Annotated in this window: 10 protein-coding genes; 4 read left to right on the top strand and 6 right to left on the bottom strand. The window is 43.2% G+C overall.

The window, feature by feature from the left end:
- Positions 1 to 354, bottom strand: a 354-nt coding sequence (locus L4C33_RS14525; RefSeq protein WP_428813136.1) for a LysR family transcriptional regulator, incomplete at its 3' end; no start/stop codon positions are given.
- A gap of 107 nt (positions 355 to 461) precedes the next feature.
- On the opposite strand from L4C33_RS14525, the gene L4C33_RS14520 reads away from it, so the two are divergent.
- Complete coding sequence (locus tag L4C33_RS14520; protein WP_428813135.1) at positions 462 to 1,892, top strand: YfcC family protein; 1,431 nt, start codon at positions 462 to 464, stop codon at positions 1,890 to 1,892.
- Between the two features lie 9 nt (positions 1,893 to 1,901).
- The gene (locus L4C33_RS14515; RefSeq protein WP_428813134.1) at positions 1,902 to 3,794 is read left to right on the top strand and encodes a CocE/NonD family hydrolase; all 1,893 of its coding nucleotides are present in this window, start codon (positions 1,902 to 1,904) and stop codon (positions 3,792 to 3,794) included.
- 99 nt (positions 3,795 to 3,893) lie between these two features.
- On the opposite strand, the gene L4C33_RS14510 is transcribed toward L4C33_RS14515, so the two are convergent.
- Positions 3,894 to 6,176 (bottom strand): bifunctional diguanylate cyclase/phosphodiesterase, encoded by a 2,283-nt coding sequence (locus tag L4C33_RS14510; RefSeq protein WP_428813133.1) that lies wholly within the window; start codon positions 6,174 to 6,176, stop codon positions 3,894 to 3,896.
- Positions 6,160 to 8,748 carry an ATP-binding protein gene (locus L4C33_RS14505; RefSeq protein ID WP_428813132.1) on the bottom strand — a complete coding sequence of 863 codons (2,589 nt, stop codon included), beginning with the start codon at positions 8,746 to 8,748 and terminating at the stop codon, positions 6,160 to 6,162. The genes L4C33_RS14510 and L4C33_RS14505 overlap by 17 nt, the downstream gene beginning before the upstream one ends.
- Before the next feature lie 973 nt (positions 8,749 to 9,721).
- On the opposite strand from L4C33_RS14505, the gene L4C33_RS14500 reads away from it, so the two are divergent.
- Positions 9,722 to 10,090: a RidA family protein gene (locus L4C33_RS14500; RefSeq protein ID WP_428813131.1), complete on the top strand. Its 369-nt coding sequence runs from the start codon at positions 9,722 to 9,724 to the stop codon at positions 10,088 to 10,090.
- Positions 10,091 to 10,129: 39 nt separating this feature from the next.
- Entirely contained in the window at positions 10,130 to 10,552 is a 423-nt protein-coding gene (locus L4C33_RS14495) for a GNAT family N-acetyltransferase (RefSeq protein WP_428813130.1), read from the top strand.
- A gap of 180 nt (positions 10,553 to 10,732) precedes the next feature.
- On the opposite strand, the gene L4C33_RS14490 is transcribed toward L4C33_RS14495, so the two are convergent.
- The 3 genes from L4C33_RS14490 to L4C33_RS14480 form a co-directional block, all read right to left on the bottom strand.
- Positions 10,733 to 11,368 carry a heme-binding beta-barrel domain-containing protein gene (locus tag L4C33_RS14490; RefSeq protein ID WP_428813138.1) on the bottom strand — a complete coding sequence of 212 codons (636 nt, stop codon included), beginning with the start codon at positions 11,366 to 11,368 and terminating at the stop codon, positions 10,733 to 10,735.
- Between the two features lie 322 nt (positions 11,369 to 11,690).
- A complete protein-coding gene (locus L4C33_RS14485; RefSeq protein ID WP_428813129.1) occupies positions 11,691 to 12,041 on the bottom strand; it encodes a hypothetical protein in 351 nt (116 codons plus the stop codon).
- A gap of 216 nt (positions 12,042 to 12,257) precedes the next feature.
- Positions 12,258 to 12,397 (bottom strand): GNAT family N-acetyltransferase (locus L4C33_RS14480; protein ID WP_428813137.1); only part of this gene is annotated, 140 nt, incomplete at its 5' end.

Raw genomic sequence — 12,397 nt, 5'->3', positions numbered from 1 at the left:
ATCTTGGTATAACTTAAGTAGGATCTGTGGAATTAAAGACGACGCAAAAGTGTAAGGTACCGCAATTTTTATGGTTTCTTTGCTCTGCTCGCCCTTTTTGATTTCATTCGCTTCTTCGTAAAGGAGTTCCAATTGGTCGAGGGATTTTAGCGCGTTTGTTAACAGATTTTTGTTCTCAGGCTTAATTTTTAGTCGGCCCTTTTCTCGGTCAAATAACTCTAGATCAAGTTCTTGCTCCAGTTGGGAGAGCAATCGACTAATGCCAGATTGGGATAAACCAAGCTGTAACGCAGCGCCACTGGTCGATCCGGTGGTCATTATTGCTTTAAGTGCCGCAAGTTGTTTTATATTCATAATGCCTTGTACGCATAATGGTATGACGTTTTGTCATACCGTTGTTGGGATACAATCTTGATTGTTATGTTAATGAACTGTAACTATGAGAAACGAGAATTTTAAACATGACAATAAAAGAATCGACGATGCCAAGTCAATTGTCCCCCGACACTCAGGTAGAACAGAAATCTAAAAAATCGATGAACCCTGTGATCATTTTGCTATTTGTAGTACTTGCTGCGGTGCTTATGACCTACTTTTTAGATTCTGGTACGTTTGAGCGTAACGGTAAGCTTATCGTACCGGGAACGTATCAGGTACTAGAAAAAGATGCTTCTCCACTCAACCTACTCGGTATTTACTCGGAAGGGAGTGAAGCCAAAGCAGTAAGCTTACTCGACGCATTAGTGAGTATTCCTGAAGCAATCAACAAACGCTCGGGCATGATTTTCATGGTGCTCTTTATCGGCGGGATGTTTGGTGTTTTAAACAAGGTTGGTGCGATTGAAACCGGCCTTGAACGCATGTTATCGGTGACCAAAGGTAATGTGTATTTATTAGTACCAGCAATGATGATTGTATTTTCAATGGGCAGTACCTTCATGGGAATGGCCAAAGAATATTTGCTTGTCATTCCTATGGTGGTCGCGATGGCGCACCGCATGGGTTTATCAAGCATCATTGGTTTAGCGATAGTCGCTATTCCGGTAAAAGTTGGTTACCTAGCGTCTATCACTAACCCTTACGCATTATCGATTGCTCAGCCGTTGGTTGATGTCCCAGTCTTTAGTGGTATGGGCATGCGTGTTCTTGTGTACGTTGTATTGATGATCGTCGGCATTCTTTACGTTTTGCGTAGCATTCGCAAAGAAGTGAAAAATGTCACGATGGAAGCGGGATGGGACTCTTCACCACTACCGACTCGCCATGCATTAGTGCTGCTTATTTTAGGCCTAGGTATTGGCTTCTTAGTGTATGCCTCGCAAACGTGGCATTGGAAATACAATGAACTATCCGCTTACTACCTTGCTCTTGGTGTCCTTTTCGCGGTTGTTGGTGGCTTAAACAGTAATGAAACCGTTGAAGCTTTCGTATCTGGTATGAAAAAGGTACTGATAGCGGGCGTATTGATTGGTTTAGCGACATCTGTTGCGATTGTTCTAGCGGAAGGTCAGGTATTAGATAGCATCATTTTCTCGTTATCTTCTGTCGTCGGCGAAAATAACCCAACCTTTGCCGCATTCGGTATGTTCTTCGCGCAGCTTGTGATTGATGTCGCGATCCCGTCAACGTCGGGTCAGGCCGCTGTGACCATGCCAATTTTAGGTCCTCTTGGTCAACTTGCTGGCGTCGACCCACATACCACGGTACTTGCGTTTCTTATGGGTAACGGAGCGACCAACATTATTACTCCTACCTCAAGTGGCTTGCTTATTTTCTTAGCGACCGCTCAAGTGGGTTGGGGACAATGGGCAAGATACATATTCCCATTCTTTGTGCTGATTATCTTGTTTGCACTGCTTTTCCTTTCTATCAGCTTATCGGTATACGGTTAGGAAATGACAATGCAAGTATTGAAAGACATGATGGTAGAAACTCGTGATGGCGTGTTTCTAGCCACAGACGTGTATCTGCCTAAATCTGAGTGCAAATCAAAACGCTTTCCTAGAGCGGCGAGCTCTTCACGTAGCGTGAGTTTGCTGAAAGCGGAGTCAACCGAGGTTGTAGAATCTTGGCCCGTTATTATTGAACGTACACCGTATAACAAATCGGCTCCTTCGCGATCTGAAGTTGACGTATCAGGGAACCTTGTGAGCCGTGAGGAAATGGCGAAAGCTTTCACGGATGCGGGGTTTGCTTGTGTGTTTCAAGATTGCCGAGGTCGTTATAATTCGACAGGCACGTTTACGAAATACATCAATGAAGCGGAAGACGGTTATGACACGTGCCAATGGATTGTTCAGCAGTCTTGGTGTAACGGTTCAATTGGTAGCATGGGGCTGTCTTATGCGGCGCATACTCAAATGGCGATGGCATGTTTAAACCCGCCAGGTTTAGCTTGCATGGCTATGGATTCTGGCGGCTTTTCAAGTGCTTATGAATGCGGTATTCGACAAGGAGGTGCGTTTGAGCTTAAACAAGCAACATGGGCGTATAGACAAGCCTTAGTCAGTCCTGAAGCACAAGCAGATCCAATATTAAAGTTGGCGCTAGAGAGTGAAGACATTACAGAGTGGTTTAAACAAATGCCTTGGAAGCGAGGCCATTCACCGCTAAGGCATTTACCTGACTATGAAGCCTATTTGTTAGAGCAATGGGAAGCGGGTACGTTTAACGACTTCTGGAAAAAATCAGGCATTTACTCTCTTGATAGCTATCAGAATGTTCCTGATGTGCCGATCTTATTGATGTCGAGTTGGTACGATGTTTACGTAAAAAGTACCTTAGATAATTTTAAGGCGTTGTCTGAACAAAATGATTCGCCGATATCGTTGATCATGGGGCCGTGGTTACATGGCGATCGCAATGTGAAGTTTAACGGTGATGTGGATTTTGGTGAGCAGGCATCGTTTGATAATAATGTGGCAAAAAATTGGTTACAGCATCGTATTGACTGGTTCAGACGTTGGTTGCTTGATGCAAGTTTACCTACGCAAGCTAGTGTTAAAGTTTTTCAAATGGGCGGCGGCAGTGGTGCGGAAACACCACATGGCAAACTGGATCACGGTGGGCGTTGGTTAGAGTCTAATCAATGGCCTTTGGCGAACACTTCCTGTCAGCAATGGTATTTGCGAACCGGAGGAAAGCTGAGTCAGACAGCTGAAACCAGCTATGCAGAAATGAGCTATTTGTTTGACCCTAATAATCCCGTTCCGACGATTGGCGGGGCATTAACCTCTGGAAAACCGGTTTTTGTGGGCGGGGCTTTTGATCAACTTGAAGATCCGAGGTTTTTTGGTACGCAAGGGAACGACCTGCCGTTATCAGCACGTAAAGATATTCTAGTGTTTCAAACTGAGCCACTGACGGAAGATATCGCGGCGTCTGGTAAGGTGATCGTTAAGTTGTTCATTGAAAGCGATGCATTGGATACCGACTTTACCGCAAAGCTGGTGGATGTGTATCCGCCAAGTATGGATTACCCTCGGGGGTTCGCGATGAACATCTCGGATGGTATTTTCCGATGCCGTTATCACAAATCTTTTGAGCAGCCTGAATTGCTGACGCAAGGTCAGGTATACGAAATCGAAGTTGAAGCGTTCGCGACGTGTAACCTTTTTAAGAAAGGTCACCGATTAAGATTAGACATATCGAGCAGTAACTTTCCGAAATACGATGTGAACCCAAACAGCGGTGAGCCTGAGGGAATGGCGCAATTGGCGAGAGTAGCCAAAAATACCATTCATCTTTCACCCACTTATCCGTCTTCATTGACATTGGAAACCATCAGTTCTTAGGTGAGTGAGAGTTCGGAGTAATRGGAACAAGTGAATCGCTTGTTCCCATGTTTGTTGGTGTAATGGCTATAACAAGATCAAACGCAGCACGATTGATGATCAGTGAGGCTTTGTCATCAAAATGAGTTGTGGAGTGGGGCTATTCATATCCCTAGAGGCTTCTCGCAAAGAGCAAAACAGTTGGGAAAGCTCCGAAGCAGGTAAGGGCTTTGCGTATAAATAACCTTGCGCTTCATCGCACCCTAAATCGCTTAGAATCTGCTGGTGTGCCGAAGTTTCAATACATTCTGCAATCACGTATAAATTCAGCTCATGCCCCATATTAATAATCATCGCCGCAATAGAAGCATCTTCTTTTTTAGTATCAATATCTCTGACGAAGGCGCCGTCAATTTTAAGCCGATCTATCGGTAATTTTTGCAAGTAGCTTAAAGAAGAGTATCCCGTTCCGAAGTCGTCAATCGCAATTTGAATACCAGCATTTCTCAATTGGACTAACTTTTGAATGTGATGTTCAGGGTCGGTCATAGCCATGGTTTCGGTGATWTCTAGCTCTAAATTTGATGGCTCTATGCCGGATTGGGCGACGATTTGGATAACCCTATCGACAAAATCAGATTCACACAGTTGGCGAGGGGAAACATTCACCGCCATTCTGATGTTTCCGTGACCGGCTTGTTTCCATTCGAAGTGTTGCTTAATCGCCGTTTCTAATACCCAATACCCCATTGGAACAATTAACCCTGAACTTTCAGCTGCTGAAATGAATTGGATAGGGTTTGCCATCGTGCCGTCGGAACGTTGCCAACGGATCAGCGCTTCAACCCCGACAACTTGCCCTGATTTCATGCAAATTTGCGGTTGATAGTATAGGCAAAATTCTTGGTTGCTGATGGCGTGGTGAATGTCTTTGATGGTTTGTAATCGCTGCAATAAAGATGTGTCCATACTGGATTCAAATATGCAGTATTGGCCATTGTCCTGTTGCTTAGCGTGTTTTAATGCGATGCCCGCATTTCGCAATAAGGTTTCGCTATCCACTTCTTCGTTATCACAGAAACGGCAACCGATAGAGGTCGACACAGGGATCAGGTTGTCTTCAAGCATGATTGGTGAAGAGAATTGACTACGTAAATCGACCAATATTTGGGGGACTTCTTCTTTATTGTTTACCGGTAAAGATAACGCAAATGTATCGGAACCTAAGTGAGCGACAAAAGGTTTCGATGAATGAAACTTTGTAAGCATTTGGGATATCTGCACAATAAGTTTGTCCCCAATAGCTGAACCTAAGCCATCGTTGACGTCTTCAAAGTTGTCGATATTGGTTAAAATCAAAATGAAAGGTTGGTGTGTGTGCTGCGTCAGTGTTCCTAAATGCTGCAATAATACTAATTTGTTGGGTAACTGGGTTAGCTGATTTTGATAGGCCAGTGACTCAATTTTTTCAAACATTTTGGCATTTTCAAAACCCGCCGCAATATTGATACTAAAAATTTCTAATAGCTGTTGGTCCAGGTTGCTAATCGGGAGTTGGCTATTCACAAACACCACGATTTCGCCCATAGAAGACAGTGGGATATACACAAAGTTGTGGTGCTCTTGGTATAGGCTATGCCTTTGAGTTAACACGTCGGCGACTGACGAACTGATATCAGGCTTATTTAAGCTAATCAAAGGCTGTCCGATGTAGTCTGTATATGTCCCTGCGGCTGCAAGCACATTCAGTGCATTGTTATCGGATAAATCACTGTGGATACACACCACGCCTTCCGGTTTTATATGTAGCAACCCACAAATTTGCGTCAAAATACCTATCGAAAATTGGGTAACGGCTTTAACACCAAGTAAGGTCGATGAAGCTTCAATGATCATAGACAGCCCTTTGCGGCTCGACTCTATGGTTTGTATTTGTTGATAGCTACGTAAGGCAGTGGTGAGGCAGGTGAATAAAGCGTCTTTGGTGAGTTCCGACTTTTCTTTGTAATCGTTGATATCATATTGCTGGATGACTTCTACTTCAGGCGCGTATCCCGCCTGACCTGTCCTTAAAATGATGCGCACGTCATTATTTTGTAATTCATCGCGARTAAAGCTCACCAGCCTTAAACCTGCGTCTTCCGTTTCCATTACGACATCTAAGAATATGCAYGCAATGTTGGTGTGATTACGTAAAACATCTTTGGCTTCTTCGCCGCTGTAGGCATTAAGAAAGGTAATAGGCCGAGCCGCATAAATGAAGTTTTTGAACGCGAAGCGGGTCGCTCTGTGGATTTCCTGTTCGTCGTCGACGATCAAAACAATCCAAGGATCGTGTTGTAATGCGGGTGCTTGTTCATCTGTTTCTTCTGCGAATACAAAGAGTTCATTGTCCGTTTTCATTACCTGCTCCCATAAAACTGGCGGTATGTGGCGCAACGAGTGGGATTCTGATTGTGAAAGTACACCCTTCATCACTTTGGACTGAAATTGTTCCACCTAGAACGTTATTGACTATATTATAGACAATATTCAAACCTAGTCCGGTCCCGCCATCACCCATCTTGGTGGTAAAGAAAGGGTCAAAAACACGATGGATGTATTCTTCCGGTATTCCTCTACCGTCGTCTTGGTAGAGCAGCAGTACGTGCTCCTTGTCTTCGTCTAACCTAGCACTAACCGAGATCTCGCCCTCTTCTTTGTCTTCAAAACCATGCTTAATTGAATTAGTGGCGAGGTTCGTTATCACTTGACCCAAGGGGCCGGGAAAACTGTCTAGTTTGATATCAGGCTCACAATGAAAGTGAATTTGATGCGAGCTGTGTTTGAACTGTGGTTGTAAGGTGGAATCGAGTTCTTTTGAGAATTCGATAAGATCAAAATTACGTCGTAGGGAGCTGGTTTGATCGGCAGCCACCTGTTTAAAGCTACGAATCAGCTGCGTGGCCTTGTTCAAGCTTACGCTGAGCATTTCACTCACTTCATCAACCTCTGCCACAAAGGTATCTAAATCAGATTTAGTCAGCTGACCGCCTTCTAAGCTTGTTTTAAAGTTACGTTTGGCATCGTCTAAAGAGCTGGTAATGGTGACGCAGATACCCAATGGAGTGTTAATTTCATGGGCGATCCCTGCCACTAAACGCCCTAAGGATGAAAGCTTTTCACTCTGAACTAACTCATTTTTGGTGATCTCTAAATAGTTGAGTGACTGCAACAGTTCGCGTTCGGCCATTTCCCTGTTCTCGTGAGATAACACAATCCACCACGCACTGATGGCAATCAGTACCAGTACGACGAAGAATATATTGAGGATGACATCGAATAAGTGTTGGTTTTGTACCACATCACTCATGTGGCTAAAGTGAAATGCCAGTAAGAAAAATGCACCGGAAATTAGCGCCATGGTTGAAAATATCACTAAGAAGCGAATGATTCGTCGCCCCATGTTGACGTCGATTTTTTGCATTAATAGGGAGTACACCACTTCTTTATCGGCAGTTTGATTAGGAGTATTGATGACTTTGCACTGGTCATGGCAGTGGTTTTCTAGGCTGCAACATAAGGAACAGATGTTTCCCTGATGGAAAGGGCAGTGAGCGATATCTTCTTGTTCATATTCCTGTTCGCAGACAGAACACTTCACCACTTGAGATGGACTAGTGACAGAAATGATTGTTGGTGTTCTGGCGAGGTAATAACGACCCTTGGTGATATAGCCAATTAATATGGCGAGCAAAAATGAGCTGATTAAGGCGATGAATGCGCAGTAGGCTTGGGCAAGTTCACCAAATATTCCGGCATAAGCGACTACAGACAAAATCGACGCAATCAGCATCGATAGGCAACCAACAGGGTTGAAATTGTGTAGGTGGGCGCGTTTAAATTCAATATAGCTTGGGCTGATTTTTAACGGTTTTAGTACCAATAAGTCAGCAACAATTGCGCCAATCCATGCAATAGCCAGGTTGGCATACACACTTAATACGGCTTCTAACGTGTCGAAGATCCCGAGCAGCATGAGTAGCAGGGCGATCAAAATGTTGAAGATGAGCCATACCACGCGACCGGGGTGGTAGTGGGTCATTCGTGAGAAAAAGTTTGACCATGCTAGTGAGCCTGCATAAGCGTTAGTGACGTTGATTTTGACCTGAGAAACGATCACAAAGAATGTTGCGACTGCAAGCACCGTTTCTGGGGAGTCGAACATATATCCATAGCCTTGGATGTACATTTGTATTGGCTCGACAGCTTTGTCGTAATCTCCTCCGTTATGGATAAACAGGAAGGCGAGCAAACTGCCTCCTAATAATTTCAAGCACCCAACAATAATCCAGCCAGGCCCTGCGAGGATTATTGCTGAATACCAACGGACTTTATTTTCTTCGGTTTTATTGGGTATAAAACGTAAGTAGTCAACTTGTTCCCCAATTTGTACAACCAATGAAAACAAAACGACGCATGCTTGCCCGAACAAGATAATATCAAACTGATTACCAACCGCGCTGTGCCCTGCGAACTCACTCCAATAAGTAAGGATATTTGGCTCTTTATATATGACAAAAACAAACGGTAAAACCATCAACACAACCCAGATTACTTGGGTGTAATTTTGCAATTTATTGATGGCGGTAACGCCGAAGAAGGTGATGGGTATGATGACCAGTGAACAAATAACGTAGCCAAGTGGTAGAGGTATTTGGAAATACAGCTCTAATGCCTGAGCCATGATCGCTGCTTCCAACGCGAAAAAGATGAAGGTGAAAGACGCGTATATCAGGGAGGTGATCGTTGATCCTATGTAGCCAAAGCCGGCTCCTCGGGTCAGCAGATCCATGTCTATATTGTACTTCCCAGAGTAATGCGCGATGGGTAAGTTTGTGATGAAAATAAGTAGAGATACGAGAAGAATGGCAGGCACAGCGTTAGCAAAACCGACGCTCACAGTAACAGCACCACCGATGGCCTCTAGTGCCAAAAATGAGATGCCTCCTAAGGCGGTATTCGCCAGAGTAGAGGGGGAAAATCTGCGGAAACTTTTAGCGGCGTACCGTAACGAATAGTCTTCTAATGTTTCGTTTGCTACCCATGCTTGGTACTGCCTTTTAAAACGAATCATGACATATTGACTCGCTACAATAATTTAACAATTAGCGTAGAGTATAAGTCGACTTTCTGGCTTTCACCACTGACCATGGCGTGTGTGCGGTGGGGGGGAATTTGGAGTTAAGGCTTAAGAGTTGGGGGTTAATAACTGAGGTTTAAGAACTGAAATTTAAGAGCTTAGGCTTAAATAGCAGACAAAGAAAACCCCGCTTGGCTTTCGCCGAGCGGGGAAAAAGTTTCTTTGCAGCAATCCAGCTACTGTTTTACCTCAAAGAGGTAAGGTGCTCCAAGCATCTTCCGTGCTACTGGTTAAATCCTTTAACCGATATCCATTTAATCCGTCGCCTTCCTAGCGGTGTCCGTCTTTGCCTATCGTCCTGATGGGCCATCTCATCTTGAGAGGTTCACTTCTATAAGTTTTACTGTAACCAAAGGCTAGGTCTGACTTATTCTGTGGATTACATCCATGCTGATCACTCTTCCTAAGCAATCAATCCTTCATCCTGAAGGTTGTTATTCCATTAACTTGTCTATCCTTGCCAACTCCCTGTCGACAAAACCTATATTACTTGATTGGCTTTGTGATCCAATGAGATAAAGATGAATTTATTATGTTTTAGAGATGTTAAATTTAATTAAATTGTTAAAATTCAATGCTTTAATGTTGATCTTGAGATGCACCCTACGTATGAATCAACACTCGCTTACATGACTTGTGAGAGATCTCTTACACGCGGTATGGCATTCTTATTATGCATAGAGACTGATGTAAATAAGAGGTTTCCTTAATGAGAGAAGGCGTGGTAGAAATGGTGGCTCAAATTCTGGTTTATAAGGAAGTTTAAATGCAAGATGTTCACCATATTAACCCAACACCTCGTTGGTCTGACGTAACCGTATTCAATGGTATTGCCAATTTTGTAGAAGTGGCTGAAAGTGATACTTCTGGAGATATGAAAAGCCAGGTTCAACAAATTTTCGATCAAGCTGAGCAAATGTTGGCATTGGTCGACAGTAATAAATCGAGAATTATGTCAGTTACCATTTATGTTACTGATTTCGCAAATTTCGATGCGTTAAACGAGGTGTGGGAAGCGTGGTTTCCTGAAGGCCGAGCGCCAAGCCGTGCTTGCGTTAAAGTAGAATTAGCCGATCCCAACCTATTGGTTGAAATGGCATTTGTGGTAGCCGCTGGTGAAAAGTTCCAATCTTAATCGTCGCGTATTTTAGCCAGAGTTTTATGAGGTCAACCTATGTCCATCACGTTAGATCAACCGCAAACTGATACTCCTATTTCTAAAGCCCTTTACGACTTATTTGTTCAGGAGTGGGGGCAAGTGGATCCGTTTAGCAATGAAAAAGAAGGACTGCCCTTACCAACACCGCTTATTGCTCTTAGCGATGATGACCTTATTGGAGGGCTAGCGTTTACTCGTTACCCAGCGCCAAAAACAGACGTTATGGCCCTTTGGGTAAATGCGTTGCTTGTTAAGCCAGACTTTCGCAAACAAGGGGTGAGTAAGAGGTTGATAGAAATGGCGATGCAACAGGCTTTAATGTTAGGTGAAACTCGGTTGTATGTTTATACCCATATTCCCTATTTATACGAGTCTATTGGCTGGGTGGTTGAGGAACAAAATGAAGACCACTTTGTGTTGAGTCACTCTTTGGCTTAAGCAAGGCTGACGGTGGAACTGGAACTGTGAGCCTGATGGCTAGATACAAAAAAAGCCCTAATTAACGTTCGTTTAATGCAGGTAAAACTTGGTTAGTTTGGGCTTTGAATTAGATGTACTGAAAGCTTTAAATTCGCGAGTGTGATTAAGAGAGCGTTAAGTCACCTGCGCGTTTAGTTATTATTTTACTTTGTATAGTGTGCTTGCGTCGGTGTGTGTGAAGTCTTCACCGTAAATTTTTAACTCAGTCGTTTGAGAGTAAGTTAATTGATCTTCTGAAAGGTTTAGGCTCATAGTAAAGCCTTCTGTTGCAGCGTTATCTAACATGTAATTTGATTCGGCAATACCGTTATCAGAAGACTTCAATGTCATAACGTTACCTGCTTTTCCTTCGGCCGTTACGCAAGTAGTTCGGGGTACACAGAATGAGTTGTAAACCGTTTGATTTTCTTTATCGTAAATGAAATATCCACGTTGGTCATGAAATTTTGAATCGTCTTTTTTTCTAAAGACTTCTTGCTTATAGTACAGTGCTACTAAGTATTGTTCGCTAGCATTTGTAGCATCAGCAGCTACTTCAAAAGTCATCACTTCATAAAATGGTGTTACCGATGGGTTACCTTCACCTACCGCTGAATTTTCTTGACCCGGAGCTACATCAACCCCACCAGCATCAGCTGATTTCCATGTCCCGACCAATTGAGCGAGGGGGCCGAAATCAAGACCGTTGATTACAGTACTTTGACTCGTCGTATGTTGAGCCACAACTGGCATCGATAGGGCTGCTGTAATACCCAACGCAAACATCTTTTTCATCATAACTTCCTTAGTTGATAATTGACTTATTATGCGACGCAATTTAACCCTAAAGTGGTAATTGATAGTTAACATAGATCAATAAAATGATAATTACGCTTTCGCATTTCTCTCATGAATGTTTGTTGGTAATTTATTGATTTATAAGAGAACTGAAGGTTTGTTATAAATGTGAGCTAGGATTATTGAATGCTGAGATGAGGAGAATGAAGGAAAGGTATTGAGCTTTAAGTRAGGTGACGGCGTGGAATTCGTGTTCTTCCATCTATTCAGTCACCATTGATTTAAGGCATGATGACCGAATAGATGGCTATGCTGCTTTCTATAAACCGAAACCGATTCTAGGCTGCATGCGAACAGATCTAACGCCCCAAGGTGTCAGGTCAGGCTTAGGCTTGCCAACATAGTTACCTAAACACATATAGCCTTTAGATAGGTAACGATATAAGAAGTCACCGCCTTCTAAAGCATTTTCTTTATCATTCCCGTCGATCAAACCAAGGCGCTCAACGCGTAAATCTGTCGCTGTTTTAAAAGCAGGATAAGCTGTTGAATTGATCTGGTGCGAATTTAGGTCATTTAACACTGCTTTATCCGACATTCTTGCCGTTTTATCACTAAAAATCATGATCAGGCGCTTTTGTCGCTCAGACGATACAATAAGCATTTCCATAACAATGGTTCCTTTGAAACTGGGGAGTATAGGTATCTTGCAAAATACACGGTCAGTAACCATTGGATACTAAGCGTGCATGCGCTGAATGATACTTGAAATAACAGCTATTGCTCACTTAAATCGTCAGCAACTATTCTATTCAGCTATTCAGCTATTCAGTAGCGCAGCCATTAAGCGATTTAGCTTAGCTGCCACCAAATGGGTTATTTCAAGTTATAGGAATTTTTCGATTAGTATTTCATCGACGTACTGGCCTTTCACTTTGGCATGTTTCTTCGCTGTGCCAACGATTTCAAAACCTTGCTTTAAGTATGTCGCCTGTGCATCTTTGTTATTGTCACGTACGTAAGCAA

The organism is Vibrio makurazakiensis, assembly GCF_050337375.1.
GTDB classification, from domain to species: Bacteria; Pseudomonadota; Gammaproteobacteria; order Enterobacterales; family Vibrionaceae; genus Vibrio; species Vibrio makurazakiensis.
The sequence above is the reverse complement of the archived record's forward strand: the minus strand, read 5'-3'. Positions and strand labels throughout refer to the sequence as shown.